The organism is Chryseobacterium sp. MFBS3-17, from assembly GCF_020687745.1.
Taxonomy (GTDB): Bacteria; Bacteroidota; Bacteroidia; order Flavobacteriales; family Weeksellaceae; genus Marnyiella.
Genome location: NZ_JAJEWK010000012.1, coordinates 242,942 through 261,397 on the forward strand (window position 1 = coordinate 242,942; position 18,456 = coordinate 261,397).

14 protein-coding genes are annotated in these 18,456 nt (G+C 44.7%); 9 read left to right on the forward strand and 5 right to left on the reverse strand.

The window, feature by feature from the left end; all coding sequences use genetic code 11:
• Positions 1 to 4: 4 nt before the first annotated feature.
• The gene (locus LKO26_RS11435; protein WP_227588002.1) at positions 5 to 643 is read right to left on the reverse strand and encodes an alpha/beta hydrolase; all 639 of its coding nucleotides are present in this window, start codon (positions 641 to 643) and stop codon (positions 5 to 7) included.
• A 211-nt stretch (positions 644 to 854) separates the two neighbouring features.
• On the opposite strand from LKO26_RS11435, the gene LKO26_RS11440 reads away from it, so the two are divergent.
• A complete protein-coding gene (locus tag LKO26_RS11440) occupies positions 855 to 1,274 on the forward strand; it encodes a hypothetical protein (RefSeq protein WP_227588003.1) in 420 nt (139 codons plus the stop codon).
• Between the two features lie 69 nt (positions 1,275 to 1,343).
• On the opposite strand, the gene tyrS is transcribed toward LKO26_RS11440, so the two are convergent.
• From tyrS to LKO26_RS11455, 3 genes are all read right to left on the reverse strand, one after another.
• Complete coding sequence (tyrS, locus tag LKO26_RS11445; RefSeq protein ID WP_227588004.1) at positions 1,344 to 2,639, reverse strand: tyrosine--tRNA ligase; 1,296 nt, start codon at positions 2,637 to 2,639, stop codon at positions 1,344 to 1,346.
• Between the two features lie 99 nt (positions 2,640 to 2,738).
• The gene (gene tatC / locus LKO26_RS11450; RefSeq protein ID WP_227588005.1) at positions 2,739 to 3,578 is read right to left on the reverse strand and encodes a twin-arginine translocase subunit TatC; all 840 of its coding nucleotides are present in this window, start codon (positions 3,576 to 3,578) and stop codon (positions 2,739 to 2,741) included.
• A gap of 36 nt (positions 3,579 to 3,614) precedes the next feature.
• Complete coding sequence (locus tag LKO26_RS11455; RefSeq protein WP_227588006.1) at positions 3,615 to 4,574, reverse strand: SIS domain-containing protein; 960 nt, start codon at positions 4,572 to 4,574, stop codon at positions 3,615 to 3,617.
• Positions 4,575 to 4,801: 227 nt separating this feature from the next.
• Here LKO26_RS11455 and recQ point away from each other — a divergent pair, with 227 nt between their 5' ends.
• The 8 genes from recQ (at position 4,802) to LKO26_RS11495 (ending at position 16,943) form a co-directional block, all read left to right on the forward strand.
• Positions 4,802 to 7,006 carry a DNA helicase RecQ gene (gene recQ / locus LKO26_RS11460; protein WP_227588007.1) on the forward strand — a complete coding sequence of 735 codons (2,205 nt, stop codon included), beginning with the start codon at positions 4,802 to 4,804 and terminating at the stop codon, positions 7,004 to 7,006.
• 90 nt (positions 7,007 to 7,096) lie between these two features.
• On the forward strand, positions 7,097 to 8,176 hold the full coding sequence (locus tag LKO26_RS11465) for a glycosyltransferase (RefSeq protein WP_227588008.1): 1,080 nt from the start codon (positions 7,097 to 7,099) through the stop codon (positions 8,174 to 8,176).
• Positions 8,177 to 8,354: 178 nt separating this feature from the next.
• Entirely contained in the window at positions 8,355 to 10,907 is a 2,553-nt protein-coding gene (locus tag LKO26_RS11470) for an adenosylcobalamin-dependent ribonucleoside-diphosphate reductase (protein WP_227588009.1), read from the forward strand.
• Between the two features lie 730 nt (positions 10,908 to 11,637).
• Positions 11,638 to 13,041 carry a dihydrolipoyl dehydrogenase gene (lpdA, locus tag LKO26_RS11475; RefSeq protein WP_227588010.1) on the forward strand — a complete coding sequence of 468 codons (1,404 nt, stop codon included), beginning with the start codon at positions 11,638 to 11,640 and terminating at the stop codon, positions 13,039 to 13,041.
• 694 nt (positions 13,042 to 13,735) lie between these two features.
• Positions 13,736 to 13,969, forward strand: coding sequence for a hypothetical protein (locus tag LKO26_RS11480; RefSeq protein ID WP_227588012.1), 234 nt, complete (start codon positions 13,736 to 13,738; stop codon positions 13,967 to 13,969).
• A gap of 280 nt (positions 13,970 to 14,249) precedes the next feature.
• Positions 14,250 to 15,383: an oxygenase MpaB family protein gene (locus tag LKO26_RS11485; RefSeq protein WP_227588013.1), complete on the forward strand. Its 1,134-nt coding sequence runs from the start codon at positions 14,250 to 14,252 to the stop codon at positions 15,381 to 15,383.
• Positions 15,384 to 15,676: 293 nt separating this feature from the next.
• Positions 15,677 to 16,288, forward strand: a complete 612-nt coding sequence (locus LKO26_RS11490; RefSeq protein ID WP_227588014.1) for a carboxypeptidase-like regulatory domain-containing protein — start codon at positions 15,677 to 15,679, stop codon at positions 16,286 to 16,288.
• A complete protein-coding gene (locus tag LKO26_RS11495; RefSeq protein ID WP_227588015.1) occupies positions 16,236 to 16,943 on the forward strand; it encodes a cytochrome-c peroxidase in 708 nt (235 codons plus the stop codon). The genes LKO26_RS11490 and LKO26_RS11495 overlap by 53 nt, the downstream gene beginning before the upstream one ends.
• 121 nt (positions 16,944 to 17,064) lie before the next feature.
• Here LKO26_RS11495 and LKO26_RS11500 read toward each other — a convergent pair whose 3' ends face one another.
• On the reverse strand, positions 17,065 to 18,450 hold the full coding sequence (locus LKO26_RS11500) for a glycosyltransferase family 2 protein (protein ID WP_227588016.1): 1,386 nt from the start codon (positions 18,448 to 18,450) through the stop codon (positions 17,065 to 17,067).
• Positions 18,451 to 18,456 lie beyond the last annotated feature (6 nt).

Consider the following 18,456-nt stretch of genomic DNA (forward strand, 5'->3'; position numbering starts at 1 on the left):
CCCGTTATTTTTTAAAAAAGTCCATCAGATCCATATAATTTTTCTGGTTTACCCCATGTCCGCTCATATACTCGCGGAAGGTGAAATAGGTGCCCAGGTCATACAGCAGATCTGCCGCTTTGCGACCCCATTCCAGCGGGATAATGGCATCATCTGTACCATGCGAGACGAAGAACTGTAACTGCGAAAGTTTTTTCTTGTCTTTAGAAATTTCTCCTAGCAGCTTTTCTTCCGGATAGCAGCTGAGGCACGCCACTTTCTTAAAAAACTCCGGAAGGCGCAGCGCAAGGGCATAGCTCAGAATTCCGCCTTGTGAAAAACCGCAGAGATGGGTCTGGTTTTGGGTAAGTCCGTAATGGTTGCTGATGCTCAGCATGTGTTCCAGAATGGCATTCAGCGAAGCAGCAGCCTGCTCGGTGTTGACAAACTTTTCGGGATTCATAAAATCAATGTCATACCAGGAGAACCCTTCGTACTGGCTGTTCAGTGGGGCACGGAAACTTACAATGATCCAGTCTTCGGGCAGTGTGGGGACAAAGGAAAATAAATCCTCCTCATTGCTGCCATAACCATGGAGCATGAAGAGTATAGTGGTCTGGGGAGTTATCGTTTCAGGTTCGCGTACCAGATATTTCAGTTCCATTGTCTTCTTATTTCCCTCTGTGTGTCAAGAAACCTGCCAGTGCGTAAGGTCTGCCAATTTGACGTTTGATATGAGAAATAGGGGGTCATAAAGCCGCTATTTTGTTTTGCTGATGTGAACCGGTTTGCAGGCTATTGTTAAATTTTCTTTAAATCTTGGACTCATTTATATAAAAAACCATTATATTTGGACGAAAATAATTCAATTTGGTATGAACAAATCAATTCTTTCCGGAAAATTTCTTGCCTTCAGTATGGCGCTGGTTCTTTCTGTGTCACTTTTCAGCACGGTTACTTCTTGTAAAGATCGCGAAGAGGATCCCAATGAAAGTGTCAATGTACAGTTTCAGGTGAAGTACAGTACGGGTGTTAATGTAGATGCAATCATTACTCAGGTGGGTACCGTGCAGAGTACTCAGTTCAATATTCCCAGTACCCCAACTACGTGGAACAGTGAGCCACAAATAGTACACACTTCCAAAGGGGCGGTGCATCTGTCTGCCATCGGTGATGGTGTGGATTCGGATTCTGAACTGATTGTCAATATTATGATCAATGGCGAAATGAAGGCTACAGATACGGCAAAAGGGCTTAACCTACTGGCTGAAACCGTATTTGATTTTAAGAAATAAGACTGATTCTCAGATAAAATTAATCCCGGACCTGCATGGTTCGGGATTCTTTTTTGGTCTCCGGCTGTGTTATACAGCCTTCACAATAAAGTAATTCTTCTTACCTTTTTGCAGGAGTAAGAATTGGCCGTCTATCAAATCTTTTTCATGAACCTGGAAAGTGTCATTTACTTTTTCCTTGTTCACCGAAATGGCGTTCTGTTGAAGTTCTCTTCTGGCTTCCCCTTTGGATTTCAGAAATCCGGATTGCTCAGAGATCAGGTCTATGATATTGCTGCCGATGACTTCCTGGCGGTCAATCTCTTTCTGAGGAACGCCCTCAAAAACTTCCAGAAATGTGGCTTCATCCAGCTGAACCAAATCTTCTGCGGTACTTCTTCCAAACAGAATTTCTGAAGCTTTTACCGCTTTTTCATATTCTTCGCGGTTGTGTACCCACACGGTAACTTCTTCTGCCAGTTTTTTTTGCAGTTTGCGCTCATGCGGAGCCGTAAGGTGGTCTGCAATCAGCGCCTCTATTTCTTCTTTGCTCAGAAAAGTGTAGAACTTAATGAAACGCTCGGCATCAGCATCAGATGAATTCACCCAGAACTGATAGAATTTATAAGGGGATGTACGCTTGGGATCCAGCCAGTAATTCTCGCCACCTTCAGATTTCCCGAATTTAGAGCCGTCTGCTTTTGTAATCAATGGAACGGTGAGTGCAAACGCTTCGCCCTGAGCTTTCCGGCGAATCAGTTCTGTACCCGTCGTAATATTGCCCCACTGGTCAGAGCCACCCATTTGCAGTCTTACATTTTTATGTCGGTACAAGTGCAGGAAATCGTAACCCTGTATCAGCTGATACGTGAATTCTGTGAAACTCATCCCTTCTGCGCCACCTTCACCCGTGATTCTTTTCTTTACGGAATCTTTGGCCATCATATAGTTTACGGTGATGTTTTTGCCCACATCACGGATGAAATCCAGAAAGCTAAATTCCTTCATCCAGTCATAATTATTCACCAGTTCAGCATTATTGGCCTCACTGCCGTCAAATTTCAGAAATTTAGACAACTGATTTTTCAGGCAGTCCACATAATGATTCAGCGTCGCCTCGTCTAAAAGGTTTCTTTCAATGGATTTTCCGGACGGATCACCAATCATACCGGTAGCGCCGCCCACCAGTGCAATCGGTTTGTGGCCGTGCTGCTGAAAATGTGCGAGGATTTTAATCGGTATCAGACTCCCGATATGCAGTGAATCTGCAGTAGGGTCAAACCCGATGTACGCCGTCGTCATTTCCTTGTTCAGTTGTTCTTCTGTACCGGGCATCATGTCAGCGTAAAGTCCGCGCCATTTCAGTTCTTCAATAAATGGGTTCATTTTGTCTTCATTTTTAAAGATGCAAAGGTATGCAATTTCGCAGAACAGAAAAGACTCTGTTCCGCCCAATCACGCCCAATCTGGAGTATGCAAAATTCATTAGGCCTCCTGCACCTCTGTAGGAGGGTTGTTCTTTTGCTGCTCTTTCTGGATGCGTTTGTAGGTTCTGGCACACAGAGCAATGCTGAATTCAAATAAAATAAGCAGCGGAATAGCGGCCATAAACATGCTCATCACATCTGCAGGCGTTATTACTGCCGCAATTACCATAATGAGTACGATGGCGTGTCTGCGGTATGTTTTCAGGAATTTCGGGGTCAGAATGCCAATGGTGGTCAGAAAATACACTATTACCGGAAACAGAAATACAATTCCCATGCCCAGAACAATCTGAAAGAACAGTGCCGTATAATCTGAGAGGTCATATAAAGGCTCAATGATGTCTGAAATTTTAAAAAGTACCGCAAAATTGATGGCAAATGGTAAAATCAGAAAATATCCGCTCAGAATCCCCAGCAGAAAAAGAATCCATACGGAATTGATGAGTATGGCTGAATTTTTACGTTCTCTGGGATGGAGGGCCGGCGAAACAAAACGCCAGAGTTCCCACACAATATACGGAAATGCCACTACTACGCCACCAATGACCGATACAGACATCATCACATTGAATTGCTGATACAGCTTCTGCACGCGGATCGGGAAATCATCCGGAAGGACGATTGCGTTTTCGCCGGCCAGTTGCTGGGAAATGAGGTTGACCACCCGAAACGTAGGAAAATCATTGCGCACCGGACCAAAGAAAATGTGGTCCATAATCCATTCTATATTAAACCCTACGATTAGGCCGCCAATGATAATGGCAATGATACAGCGGATAAGATGACCTCTTAATTCGCCGATGTGTCCCATAAAAGACATGTCTTTTCCTGCACTCATTTTTTCGCTCTTCAGTATTGATTTTTTATTTTTTTCTTAATTAATTCCTTCGTCCAGCAGCCGGTGCAGGTCTATAATTCCGTGGTAATTGCCCTGATCTGTCACAATAAGCTGACCGATGTTTTTCTCTTTTAAAATGTGCATGGCTTCTTTGGCCAGGTCATTTTTGTCCACGCTTTTCGGATTTTTACTCATAATATCTTTTGCTGTGAGGGTGGAAACATCCTGTTCGCTCATCAGCATCCTCCTAAGGTCACCATCGGTAATCACGCCGGTTATTTCTTTGCCTTGGGTCACTACGGTGATGCCGTGGGTGGACGCGCTTACAGAGATGATGATTTCACGGATGGTGGCATCTTCCGGGACCTGCGGTTTTTGCGGCGAAAGAAATTGTTCCACTTTGGCCGTAAGATTTTTCCCTAAGCTGCCGCCGGGGTGAAATCTGGCAAAATCCTGTTCCCGGAAGTCATTCAGATTCATCAGACACACTGCCAGCGCGTCGCCCAGCGCCATTTGTACCGTGGTAGAGCTGGTAGGCGCCAGTTTGATGGGGCAGGCCTCTTTGGCCACATAAGTATTGAGTACTACTTCCGAAAATTCTGCCAGTCTGGAGTTCAGATTACCGGTCATGCCAATCAGTGCCGCTGAATAATCCTTCAGGAAAGGCAGCAGGTTGACAATCTCCGGTGAATTTCCGGAATTGGAAATACACAGCACCACATCTGTTTTCTGGATGACGCCAAGATCACCGTGCAGCGCTTCAGATGCATGGAGAAACTGCGCCGGTGTCCCGGTGGAGTTTAATGTGGCTACAATTTTGTTTCCAACGTGGGCAGATTTGCCAATGCCCACCACAATCAGTTTGCCTGTGGCAGAGCGGATGAGATGTACTGCTTGCAGAAATTGGTCATCCAGGCGGTCTCTCAGGCTTTCCAGTTCAGAAATTTCAACAGACAGGGCCTCTTTGGCCATTCGCAGTATGGGGTCTTGGTTCATTTATCAGGTTATGAATGATATTAAAAATTGTTCAATATAAGAATCCGGTTATTTTTTTGTTCAAAATAGTGAATCAATTTTTTCAATAATGAGTTTTATTTCCTAACTTTGGAATATGTGCAAATTTAGAAAACAAATTTAGATGATTTTCACGAAATGATGTTTGACTTAAAAAGAAATCGGTTTACCGTGCAAAAATAAGCACTACCGTAAAAAGAAAATTGAAAATGAATACAAAAAACACCGATTTATCTAAAGAATTAAAGAAATATTTTGGGTTTTCAACTTTTAAAGGGCAGCAGGAAAAAATTATACAAACCCTGATGCAGGGAAATGACGTTTTTGTGCTGATGCCTACCGGCGGAGGTAAATCCCTCTGTTATCAGTTGCCGGCAATCATCTCTGAAGGTACAGCAATTGTGGTTTCACCGCTTATTGCGCTCATGAAAAATCAGGTAGACGCTGTAAACGGGCTGTCTTCTGAGTCGGGGGTGGCACACGTTTTAAATTCATCGCTTAATAAAACACAGACCAAACAGGTTTTTGACGATATAAAATCCGGACGTACTAAATTATTATATGTGGCTCCGGAATCACTGATTAAAGAAGAATATCTCGAGTTTCTGAAGGAAGCCAATATTTCCTTTGTCGCCATAGATGAAGCACACTGTATTTCGGAATGGGGGCATGATTTCCGGCCGGAATACCGTAATCTGAAACTGATCATTGACAAAATTGCCAAAGTACCGGTGATCGCCCTTACCGCAACCGCCACACCAAAGGTGCAAGACGATATCCAGAAAACTCTGGGCATGACCAGTGCAGTTGTTTTCAAGGAAAGCTTTAACCGTCCCAACCTCTTTTACGAGGTAAGACCCAAAGTGAATGTAGATAAGGAGATTGTAAAGTTCATCAACAAACATGAGGGGAAATCGGGAATTGTGTACTGTCTGAGCCGCCGCAAAGTAGAGGAGTTCGCACAACTGCTGCAGGTTAACGGGATTAATGCATTGCCCTATCACGCAGGTCTGGATCAGAAAACCCGGGTGGCCAATCAGGATAAATTCCTGATGGAAGAATGTGATGTCATTGTAGCCACCATTGCTTTTGGGATGGGGATTGATAAGCCCGATGTACGCTTTGTCATCCATTATGATATTCCAAAATCACTGGAAAGCTACTACCAGGAAACCGGCAGGGCAGGACGTGACGGCGGCGAGGGAATCTGTCTGGCTTTCTATGATCCTAAAGATATTGAAAAACTGGAAAAATTTCTGGCGCAGAAGCCTGTTTCTGAACGGGAAATCGGGCTGCAGCTGCTGAATGAGGTGGTAGGTTATGCCGAAACTTCCATGAGCAGGCGACAGTATATTTTGTACTATTTCGGTGAACAATTTGATCCGGTAAATGGTGCCGGTGCGCAGATGTGCGATAATTCCGTGAATCCGCCCACGCTGAAAGACTGTACCAAAGAACTGAAAATTGTACTGAAGGTCACCAAAGATCTGGATGAGAAATTCAAAACCAAAGATTTAATTTCTGTGATCGTAGGAAAAGAGAATTCCGTGACCAAATCCTATAAACTGGAAACAACGCCTCATTTCGGGGTGGGTAAAGACCAGGAGGAAAACTTCTGGAAATCCATTATCCGGCAGGCTACCGTGCAGAATTTTCTGCAAAAGGATATCGAAACCTATGGGGTGCTGAAGGTGACGGAGAAAGGTGAGGATATGATAGACGGCAAGGACAAAACGCTGTTTATGATTGCCGAGGACCGGCAGTATGACCTGGCGCAAACCAAGGCAGATTCTGATCAGGTACAGGTGCAGCAGGGCGGCGGACTGGACAAGGTCTTGTTTGATCAGCTGAAAGATCTCCGGAAATCTGTGGCAAAAAAGCACGGCATTCCGCCCTACACGGTATTTATGGATCCCAGCCTGGAAGATATGACCGTGCAGTATCCGGTGACCATTGAAGAAATCGGAAAAGTGTACGGCGTAGGCGATGGTAAGGCTAAAAAATTCGGAAAAGATTTTGCCGAGTTCATCAAAAATTATGTGGATGAGCACCATATAGAACGTACGCAGGATATGGTTCTGAAACAGGTGGCCAATAAATCCTCACATAAAGTCTTCATCATTCAGAATACCGATAAGAAAATAGATCTGGAAGACATTGCCAAGGCAAAAAACCTCTCTATGGACGACCTTCTGAAAGAGATGGAGCGCATTGTGTACCAGGGAACCAAACTGAATATCGATTATTATATTGAAGAAAACTTTGACGAAGATATTGTAGATGAATTTATGGAATTTATGAACGAAAGCGAAAGCGATTCCATGAAAGTGCTGCTGGCCGAGTTTGGCGATGAACTGAGTGATGAGGAAGTACGAATGCTAAGAATCAAATTCATCAGCGATGTGGCCAACTGAAACGGCTTTCAGATGAAAGATGTCACCCGCGTTTTTTGGAGCCTTTCGTGGGATTTATTGTAAATTCGTACGGTTTTTGACCGTTCACTTATGAAGAAAATTTCCATTATTTTTATTTTACCAGATCTGGAAACCGGCGGTGCCGAACGGATTGTCACCACCATTGCCAATCATCTTCCGCGCACGATTTTTGAGCCAAAGATTCTCTTGTTGCGCAAACAGGGCGGTTATCTGGATATTCTGAAAGAAGATGTGGAAATTATTGACATCAGGACGCCGCGGATTCGCTATTCACTGAAACCTATTTTACTGGAAATAAAACGCCGTAAACCGGACATTGTTTTCTGCGGATTTGGAGAGGTAAATGCCTATCTGTCGTTGTTTATTAAAATGTTCCCCGCAACCCGATTTATAGCCCGAGAGACCAACGTGGTATCACAGCATGTGAAACGCAGGGAAATCCGTTTTTTTTATAAATTCTATAATAATTATCACAAAATCATCTGCCAGAGTGATGACATGCAGCAGGATCTGGAGCAAAATTTCAATATTAAAAAAGAAAAACTGGTCAAAATCAACAATCCGGTAGATTTTGATTTTATTGATGCGCAGCTAAAAATTTCTGAGCGCCCAGAAAGTTTCCAGGGAAATCATAAAAATGTTGTTGCCATCGGTAATCTTTCTGCCAGAAAGGGGTTTGATGAACTGTTGAAAGTATTCCATTTCTTGAGAAACGAACCGCTGAAACTGCATATTCTGGGCGATGGTGCTGATAAGAACTTGCTTCACCAGATGAAGGACGATATGAAACTGGTCAATGTAATCTTCCACGGGCAGCAAAAAAATCCTTACCGCTTTCTGAAATATGCTGATTTATTTGTGCTTTCGTCCCGGTATGAAGGTTTTCCCAATGTTTTACTGGAAGCCGGTGCCTGCGGCGTCTATTCGCTGGCCAATAATTGTCCGGGCGGAATTAATGAGATTATTCAGGAGGGCGTGAATGGCGAGATTGCAGAAATTCACCTTCATCGGGAATTTGCAGAAAGATTGATCAGTGCACTTGCCCGGCCCCGGGATAAAGAAGCGATCCGAAATTCCATAAAATCCCGTTTTTCCCGGGACATCATCCTGAATCAGTTTGAAGGTTTATTTACTTCATATTTTAACTGATTCTCAAATTTATTTACACTTTTTTTACTTTATAAAATTTTATTTTTCAAAATTTGCACACTTTTTGAAGTTATATAAATTATATGTATCTGAAAATCAAATAGATACGTTTTATAATCTGTAAACTTTTTGAATTATGGAATTTCTGTTGTAATTTTATCCCTTGAAAAATATAATTATGGAAGCAGAGATTTCATCAAAAAAGAATAAGGTTTTTACACATGAGGATGCCTATGAAGCTACCCTGGAGTACTTTGGCGGAGATGACCTCGCAGCGAAAGTGTGGGTCAGTAAGTATGCACTGAAGGACTCTGACGGCAACATCTATGAGCGGACTCCGGCAGATATGCACAGGCGCATTGCCTCTGAAATTGCCCGGGTGGAGGCAAAATATGCCCATCCGCTTTCCGAAAAGAAAATTTTTGATCTCATCAAAAACTTTACCTACATCATCCCGCAGGGAAGCCCCATGACCGGCATCGGGAATAATTTTCAGATTGCGTCATTGTCCAATTGCTTTGTCATCGGAAGTGGCAGGGACAGTGATTCCTATGGCAGCATCATGAAAATAGATGAAGAGCAGGTGCAGCTCATGAAAAGACGCGGCGGCGTGGGACATGATTTATCATACATCCGCCCGAAAGGTTCTCCCGTAAAAAATTCGGCACTTACCTCTACAGGACTGGTTCCATTTATGGAGCGTTATTCCAATTCTACCCGCGAAGTGGCTCAGGACGGCCGGCGAGGGGCACTGATGCTCTCAGTTTCCGTTAACCATCCCGACTCCGAAGACTTTGTAAATGCCAAACTAGAGCAAGGAAAGATTACGGGTGCCAATATTTCCGTACGCATAGATGATGCATTCATGAAAGCCGTGGTTCAGGATGAAAATTATGTGCAGAAATACCCGATACACAGTAAAAATCCGAAGTTTCAGAAAGAGATAAAGGCTACCGACCTTTGGAAGAAAATCATTCATAATGCCTGGAAATCTGCTGAGCCGGGCGTATTGTTCTGGGATACCATCGTAGGCGAGTCCTTGCCGGACTGCTACGCAGATCTGGGTTATGAAACCGTTTCTACTAATCCATGCGGTGAAATTCCGCTGTGTCCGTATGACTCCTGTCGCCTGCTGGCCGTGAACCTCTTCTCGTATGTGGAAAACCCGTTCACTTCTCATGCGAAGTTTAACTTCGACCTTTTCCGTGAGCATGTAGGTTATGCACAGCGGATGATGGATGACATCATTGACCTGGAAATAGAAAAAATTGACGCCATTCTTCAGAAAATCGATTCCGATGCCGAAAGTGATGAAATAAAAGCGACCGAAAGAAACCTCTGGACCAAAATCCGCCATAAAACTATAGAAGGCCGCAGAACCGGTGTGGGAATCACTGCAGAGGGCGATATGCTGGCGGCACTCAATATACAGTACGGCAGCAAGGAAGGGAATGAATTTTCTACCCTGGTGCACAAAACTCTGGCGCTGGCAGCTTACCGTTCTTCTGTTGATATGGCAAAGGAACGGGGTGCATTTGCGATTTACGATGCCAAAAGAGAGTCTAAGAATCCATTTGTACGCCGCATCAAGGAAGCAGATCCCAAACTGTATAAAGAGATGCAAAAATACGGCCGTCGTAATATCGCGCTCCTTACCATTGCGCCTACCGGCAGCACCTCCCTCATGTCTCAGACCACCTCCGGAATTGAACCCGTCTTTCTTCCTGTGTACAAAAGAAGAAGAAAAGTAAATCCCAATGACCGGGATGTCCGCGTGGATTTTGTGGATGAAGTAGGCGATTCCTGGGAAGAGTATCTGGTATTCCATCACCGTTTCAAACAATGGATGGAGGTCAATGACATCGATACTGACAAGAAATATACCCAGGACGAAATCAATAAAATTATAGAAGCGTCGCCGTATTACAAAGCGACATCCAATGATGTGGACTGGCTCAGCAAAGTAGAAATGCAGGGAGCCATCCAGAAATGGGTAGATCATTCCATCTCTGTAACCATTAATATCCCGAATGATGCCACCGAAGAACTCGTGAATCAGCTTTACATCAAAGCGTGGGAAGTAGGGTGCAAGGGCGTCACGGTGTATCGCGACGGTTCCCGCTCGGGAGTTTTGATTGCCAGCGATGAGAAAAAGGAGGAGAGCCAGGAGTTGCTTTCGTCGGCATTTCCTACGAAACGACCGCAGACCCTGAAGGCCGATGTAGTGCGCTTTCAGAATAATAAAGAAAAGTGGATTGCCTTTGTAGGACTTATAGACGGCAAGCCGTACGAGATTTTCACCGGACTGGCAGATGACGAAGAGGGTATTCTGCTGCCCAGATGGGTGAATGAAGGTTTAATCATTAAAAACCGGGATGAAAACGGTGATTCCCGCTATGATTTTCAGTTTACCAACCTCCGGGGTTACAAAACCACAATCGAAGGTCTTTCCCATAAATTTAAGCCTGAATTCTGGAACTATGCCAAGCTGATTTCCGGAACACTGAGACACGGGATGCCGATTGAAAACGTGGTGGAACTCATTAACCGGATGGAGTTGGATTCTGAATCCATCAACAACTGGAAAGCCGGTGTAGCCCGTGCGCTGAAACGGTATATTGCTGATGGTACCCATGCCTCCGGCAGTTGTTCCAGCTGTGGCTCGGATCAGGTGATGTATCAGGAAGGCTGCCTCACCTGTAAGAACTGCGGAAGTTCGAAATGTGGGTAGTGTGACCGGAAGGAGACAGAGGTCGGCCGCAGCGCAGCTGCGGCCGACCTTTTTTATGAGCAATGACGGGTGATTGAAGTTCTTTTGTGAAGATGGTGATCTGAATTTTCACTTGTGGGAGCGGGTTGCGGCCGACCTCCTTTATGAGCAATGATGGGTGGCTGACCTTTTTCTGGAGTTGAGACGTTGCCATATGTATTGGTAGTAAGAAATGAGAGAAGGTTAGCCTTTATGATGAAGGTTTAGAGTGGCTGATATTTTTTGTGGACTGCAGTTGATTTTTTCAAAGAGATGAGATGTTGCCGGTCTTATTTTGACGGTAGATGAGGCCTTACCTTCGTTTTTGATGGGAATTAAGCGTGCATTCTTTTTTTTGTGAGGAATGAGCCGCGCGCCTGCGGCGCGCGGCTCAAAAAGAATCCCCGGCATCTGAAGAAACCGCCTGCCTGAGACTGAGTACGCTTTCGGAAGGCTTTGCGTAACCAGCCCTGATCGCAGCGGCTACCCCGCACAGTTGCCCCATGGTTTCAATGGTTACCTTATGGTTTTTGCCGTGGGGCAGCTGGAGGAGTAATAGCGGAGAGCAGGTTCCCGGCTGCCCAGAAAAAATCTGAATCATCTTTTTCAGTCCTCCTGAAAAATCTCTGGAACTCCGTGGGCTCGTAAGGCAAAATTTTTCGTAATTTTGTGCAACTTTTAATGCTATCAATAAAAATCAAACAAAAATAAAATGAGTCAATTTGATGTTACCGTTATCGGTTCGGGTCCCGGTGGGTATGTGGCCGCCATCCGTTGTGCACAGTTAGGTTTCAAAACTGCTATTATAGAAAAGTACCCTACCATGGGCGGTACCTGTCTCAATGTGGGTTGTATTCCCTCTAAAGCACTGCTGGACAGCTCTGAGCATTTCGAAAATGCAGCACATCAATTTGCCAACCACGGAATCATCATCAACGAACCTGTAGCAGACATCAGCCGGATGATTGCCAGAAAAGATGAAGTGGTAGAGCAGACCACCAAAGGAATTCAGTTCCTGATGGATAAAAACAAGATCACCGTCTTTGAAGGGGTGGGAAGTTTTGAGTCTGCCACTCAGATTAAAGTGACCAAAAACGACGGTTCCTCAGAAATTCTGGAATCGAAGTATACCATTATTGCTACCGGCTCCAAGCCAAGCTCATTGCCGTTCATTACCGTGGACAAGGAAAGAATCATTACTTCTACCGAAGCCCTGAAGCTGAAAGAAATCCCGAAGCATATGATTGTTATAGGGGGCGGGGTCATTGGTCTGGAACTGGGATCGGTGTACAAACGTCTGGGTGCAGAGGTTACCGTGGTAGAATTCATGGATAAGATTATCCCGACCATGGACGGCGCATTGTCCAAAGAACTGAATAAAGTCCTGAGAAAACAAGGCATGAGGTTCAATCTTTCTACCGGCGTGCAGTCTGTGGAACGCAATGGCGATACGGTAAAAGTGACCGCAAAAGATAAAAAAGGTGCCGAGGTGGTTCTGGAAGGAGATTATGTACTGGTTTCCGTAGGCAGAAGACCTTATACAGACGGTCTGGCGCTGGAAAAAGCCGGGGTGGAGCTCGACGAAAGAGGCCGCGTAAAAACCAACGATCACCTGCAGACCAATGTGTCGAACATTTACGCCATCGGTGATGTAGTGGCCGGAGCCATGCTGGCGCATAAAGCATCAGAAGAAGGGGTGATGGTGGCCGAGCAGCTTGCCGGACAAAAACCACACATCAACTACAATCTGATTCCGGGTGTGGTCTATACCTGGCCGGAAGTAGCTGCTGTAGGTAAAACAGAAGAACAGCTGAAAGAAGAAGGCGTGGCGTATAAAGCCGGTAACTTCCCGATGCGGGCACTGGGCAGAAGCCGTGCGTCCGGAGATGTAGACGGATTTATCAAGATTCTGGCAGACGAAAAAACGGATGAGGTTCTGGGCGTACACATGATTGGTGCCAGAGCGGCAGACATGATTGCGGCGGCGGTTACGGCTATGGAATTCCGTGCCAGTGCAGAAGACATTGCCCGCATGAGCCATGCGCACCCTACATTTGCAGAAGCCATAAAAGAGGCGGCACTGGATGCCACTGCAAAAATTGCAATTCACATGTAAAATTTCAGTTTCAACTGATTTTGATAAAGGACAGGCCCGGGCTTGTCCTTTTTTGTGCTGTTCTTCGGGTAAAAGCATCATCTCGGGAAATAGAACGGTGAAATGTAGGGGATTTTTTAGGAGCACACACGGCACCGTTGCCTTACACTTGACCTACCGGCTGTACGCTGTATCTTTTTGGGTGCATTCGGCTCCGCTCATGCGCCCAAAAAGGATGCCGCTGCCATCCGGGCTATGTTGAGGCAGGGAATTTTTTTTGCCAGACAGACGGTTTTACGGATGATTCGGGACACTTTTCGGAACCGGACCGCTCCGGAGGAGCGGACTGTTCGGGTTTTCTGCTGCCTGCAGTAGTGCCGATGCATTTTCGATTCAGCTCCGGAGGAGCGGACTGTGAATAGAAAAAACTCAGAAAAATCATCCCAGCTCCGTAGGAGTGACCTGTCCGTACCTTCCGTTGATGGCAAAAATTACGGCGTATTATCTTTCAGCAGTGTCTGATCTGACCGTGCTTTGAAGCGGTCGTATTTATGCTGATGAACAAAATATTTTGGTTACATTTGATTGACTAACTAAAAAAGTCAATCTATAGGAGGATAAGACAGATATATTGTCTAAAACAAAATTTTAATTTAAATACAAAATAAATGAAAAAAACACTAATCCTTTCGGTACAGACAAACGACCATTACTTTTGCTTTTAGGGCAATCAGACGGCTCATACAAACTTGCAATTAGAAATGACAATATTGTTGAGTGCATTGATTGTGGTGGAATGTTTGGCGACCCGTTTGTAGGGACAACAATACAAAACGGAAATGTTTTAATTGAACACGGCATTGCAGGTGGACAACATTGGGAAAAGACAATCACTTTCAAATTTGACAAGACAAGAAAAATTGGTTTCTTTACGAAGACCATTTCATAAGTTACAAGCTTAACGACAGTGACGACCCCGATGCAGAAGCATTAGTAAAAGACAATGATAACTTAAAAACGGTACAAGATTTTGGTGTAGTTTCATTTGAAAAATTTGACACTTACAAAAACGAATAATTAGGGCAGCCGTTACGATATTCTATGTCAAAACAAGCAAAAAGGTGATTACTTTCTGGAATCGGTTTTTTCCAAAACCTAAAGACCGCCCAAAGAGCCACCCCCAAAAATGGCGGGGAATTTGAAGCCTTCTCGCCAGTTGATTTTTAAACATGAACATATCCCTGAAAGACAACCACGCATTCTGGACCACCGGCAATGGCAAAGATTTTCTGAACTGGGCCGGCATTGCTCCCGAAACGCTGCAGTCAGCATACGATTCTGAACTTTTCTTTGATTACGACCGCGAAGCAGACCGCCTTGTACAGAAATGGCTGGCCGAGGGTTCTTTTGGTGACATCATGAAAAATCTTCACGGGAATCCCAATGCAAAAATTCCGGAAGATTTTGCCGTACTGCGCAGTTCCTGTAATATCTTGCCTCACTGGGTAAATCGGGAACTTATACAATCCGGGAGCAGGCTTTGTCAGCGGAGTGGCGTAATGGGACTTTTGGTGCTGAGAAATTTTGCGCTGCTGGGCGGATATTATTTTGCCAATCTTACCAAACCACTGGTGGCAACCGGCGCACTGGAGAAAGGTGCGGTACACCGGCTCTACCATACGCTGGGATTCTGGGTAGAAGTTTCGCGCAGTACTGAAAATGCTGCGCAAATGAGAATGGATGTTGCTTTGCGAACCCGTTTCATCCATTCGGCATCACGGTTAATGATTGTGAAAAAATATCCGGACTGGGATGCAGAACAGTACGGTACCCCGCTGAATACTGCCGACATGATTGCCACCAATATCGCATTTACTTTATACTTTGTTTACGGATTGGAAAAGCTGAATTTCCCGGTAAGTGCGGAAGAGGAGGCGGGCGTTTTCCACCTCTGGAAATATGTCACATGGCTTCTGGGCGTTCCGGCAGAGCTGATTCCCGAAAACCGCCGGCAGGCACTGTCTTTTTTCAAATTTTGGACCGCCTATCAGGCACCGCCAGATTCGGATTCAGCGTCTCTGGCTGATGCGCTCATTCATGAGAATACCCCCGTGAGCCTCCTGAAACTGGATTTGATGAAGAAAAGCATGGGCTATATTCACAAAAGTGTAGCCAATTATCTCATCTCAGATGACATCCGTTCTTCGCTGGAGATTCCCGGCGTCACCCTGGGTTCTGTAATCCCCGCAGTGCTGAAACTGAAAAACAGCATGTCGGCCGATTCTGAAACTCAGGTACAGAGGGGCAACCGGGAACAACTCAGTGTGTTGGAAGACTACAGGGAAAACAGTAAGGGCGCCTGAATCTTGCCTGCAATTCATTTGATTTTTTTTCTAATTTTAAGAGTAAAAAGTGCTGATTTTACATCTTGTCGCACTACTCATCTTTTTTGTGAATAAAAATTATTCATTCTGTTGATGATGTTTTTCACGTACGGTGTTGTAGATTAACTTGTTGAAAATCAATTAATAATTTATTGAAACTGGTGATGATTTGTGTTGCGGACTAAGGTGTTGCTCTGCTTTAATTTGCTGTTTCTGGTTTTTCTTATTCTTATTTAGAAGAATTATAAATAACTTTGCCAAAAATTGTTAAATTGAATAAAAAGATTCTCCTTTTTGTTTTTCAATGGGTGGCAATATCGCTAAATGCCCAGACGCTGAGTGGTGTTGTGGTAGATGCCGACCAGCGTAAACCCATCTCAGGAGTGAAGGTAGGTATTGAAAACACCGGTATCTGGACCGTGACAGACCAGTCCGGTAACTTCTCAATCCGGTATCATGCAAATGAGACCGTTTTATTTTCGCGTGCCGGATTGCTGGAAGAACGTAAAACCTATACCACGCCTCCTGCTTCGGGAATTTCTGTAGAAATGCAGATGGCCTCCATCCGGATTAAAGAGGTGGAACTTTCGGCCAGAAAGAAGAATTTTTCAGAAATAGAAATCAAGGAAGAAGCCCTTCAGAAGATTCAGTCGTTTTCTCTGGGAGATGTGCTGCAGCAACTGCCGGGGCAGTTCATCAAACCGATGGCGCATACAGAGATGAAAAACATTGTTCTGCGTACAGCCACCGGCGAAACCCCTTTTTATTCTGTGCCCGATGCCGAGGATTTCGGGAACAAAGCCTTCGGAACCCAGCTGGTCATCAACGACATTGCGGTCAGCAATAACGGCTACACTGGAAGAGCAGGTGAGGAGACCTATTGAAGATCCGGTGGAAATGAATTTTCACTCCCGTCTTGCGGTAAAAAGGATTGCCAGAATCAAAGGTTACCGGGAACATTTTAAAAATGCATTTGGCGATGAAAAAATTACTGAAGAGAACATTACCAAAGCAATTGCCACCTTCGAAAGAACCCTGGTGAGCCCGCAGTCACGTTTTGATAAATTTATTTCCGGCAAAAAAGATGCTTTATCGGATTCAGAAATCAACGGTCTGCACCTGTTCCGTACCAAGGCCAATTGCATCAATTGTCACAATTCTCCGTATTTCTCTGATCAGAAATTCCATAACCTGGGACTTACATATTTCGGCAGGGAATATGAAGATCTGGGACTCTATAACATCAGCAAAAAACCTGAGGATGTAGGTAAATTCAAGACTCCTACTCTGCGAGAGGTTTCTCAGACCGCACCGTATATGCACAACGGACTATTTCCGCACATCCGCGGCGTAATCAATATGTATAATGCCGGTATGCCCAATGAAAAAAGAGACCGCGATAATCCTCTGGCGCCAACCAAATCTGCAATGCTGGAAAAACTGGATCTTTCCGAATCGGAGCTTACCGATCTGGAAAATTTCCTGAAAACCCTGCACAGTTATCAGTACAAAATGCGTCCGCCAAAGCCGGTGCAATAATCTTTGAATATAGATGAATACCAAATTCTGCCTCCCGGGCAGGATTTTTTACTTTACAGACCAAAAAGAACCGCCCTGCCAAAAGACAGAACGGTTCCGGAATATATAGTGATGTTGGGTGCTATCGGGTAAGCCAGCGCCCGTTCTTAACGGTTGCAATGGCAAAGGGTGAAATCCAGAACAATGCAAACATATAGAATACACTGTACGGATAGGCCCAAAGGGCATCGACAAAATTATACCGGCTGGAGAAAAAGAACATCTGTATGCTGGAGAATATAAACGTAGCCGTAAGGGCAGAGCTCAGATACAGCAGCGGGTGGGTAAACAGAAAATACAGCATCAGAATTGTCATGGGATAGACCAGAAGCAGTTTAACCCACTGATTCATATAAATAAATCTGGCTCCCGCCTTATTCTTCTTTCTGAAGTCTTTGAAAATGAAACTATTCATCATCAGTGTTTCCCGCACATTACTGCGGCCCCATCTGGTAAACATTTTGTGCAGATTTCTAAATCCGGTGGGGGTGTTGGTGAGTACATTGGCATTTTTCTGAAATTTAACATCGTAACCCTGCTTCAGGATCAGGTTTGTCATGGCCCGGTCTTCGCCTATGGTGGCGTAATTGCCCATGAATTTCTGCTCAATCCAGTCTTCCAAGCAATTCATTACCGCCTCCTTGCGGTAGGCAGAGAGTGCGCCCGGTGTGCAGAGCACGAAACCCAAGGAACTCTGTGCTGAACGTATAAATTCAAAACTGAACACGAAACTTACATTGAGCATTTTGGGTATAATCCCCTGATTTTTGTTCAGCACTTTAACATTTCCGGCTACGCCACCTGTATTCTGATCTTTCACAAATGGGCTTGCCAGATTTCTGAGGGTATCTTGTTCTACCACAGAATCACTGTCTATGGTGATGAAAATTTCACCCCGTCCTGTGGTAAATCCTCTGTGCAAAGCATGCCGTTTCCCGCGGTTTTCAGGTTGTTGGTAGACGGTCAGTATATGGCCCAGATCCTCATTGGCTCTGTTTATCCAGTACCAGGTATCGTCTTTGCTGCCATCATCTATCGCCATAATTTCCAGTTTCTCCGGCGGATAATTGCATGCTGCAATGCTTTTCAGCGTATCATACACCAGTCTTCCTTCATTATATGCCGGGACTATAATGGTGCATACCGGCAGATCATCATCGGCTACAGAACCGGTGGGTTTGTATTTCACAAAAAGCCAGGCAATATAAATCAGAAAGGCAATCTGAAATGCCAGAACCGCCAGCAGGAAGAAAACCAGAATTTGTCCGGCCATCGTCTCCATTCTGCGAAAATGTAATTCCTCAAAGTACGGCCGGAAATTATTCAGCGCATATATAGCACTGAACATTAAAATCTGTACGCCGATCAGAATTCCAAAATCTCTTTTTCTTAAATTTTTAAGTTTCGAAAGCCAGGACAGCTGTTCAATCTGAGAAAATTCCGTTTGTACTGCTATACTTTTCTTCATATTCCA

What these genes read in the sequence shown, in the direction of transcription:
- LKO26_RS11435 (WP_227588002.1), bottom strand. Translation starts at nt 643, where the DNA reads ATGGAACTGAAATATCTGGTACGCGAACCTGAAACGATAACTCCCCAG.
- LKO26_RS11440 (WP_227588003.1), top strand. Translation starts at nt 855, where the DNA reads ATGAACAAATCAATTCTTTCCGGAAAATTTCTTGCCTTCAGTATGGCG.
- tyrS (WP_227588004.1), bottom strand. Translation starts at nt 2,639, where the DNA reads ATGAACCCATTTATTGAAGAACTGAAATGGCGCGGACTTTACGCTGAC.
- tatC (WP_227588005.1), bottom strand. Translation starts at nt 3,578, where the DNA reads ATGAGTGCAGGAAAAGACATGTCTTTTATGGGACACATCGGCGAATTA.
- LKO26_RS11455 (WP_227588006.1), bottom strand. Translation starts at nt 4,574, where the DNA reads ATGAACCAAGACCCCATACTGCGAATGGCCAAAGAGGCCCTGTCTGTT.
- recQ (WP_227588007.1), top strand. Translation starts at nt 4,802, where the DNA reads ATGAATACAAAAAACACCGATTTATCTAAAGAATTAAAGAAATATTTT.
- LKO26_RS11465 (WP_227588008.1), top strand. Translation starts at nt 7,097, where the DNA reads ATGAAGAAAATTTCCATTATTTTTATTTTACCAGATCTGGAAACCGGC.
- LKO26_RS11470 (WP_227588009.1), top strand. Translation starts at nt 8,355, where the DNA reads ATGGAAGCAGAGATTTCATCAAAAAAGAATAAGGTTTTTACACATGAG.
- lpdA (WP_227588010.1), top strand. Translation starts at nt 11,638, where the DNA reads ATGAGTCAATTTGATGTTACCGTTATCGGTTCGGGTCCCGGTGGGTAT.
- LKO26_RS11485 (WP_227588013.1), top strand. Translation starts at nt 14,250, where the DNA reads ATGAACATATCCCTGAAAGACAACCACGCATTCTGGACCACCGGCAAT.
- LKO26_RS11500 (WP_227588016.1), bottom strand. Translation starts at nt 18,450, where the DNA reads ATGAAGAAAAGTATAGCAGTACAAACGGAATTTTCTCAGATTGAACAG.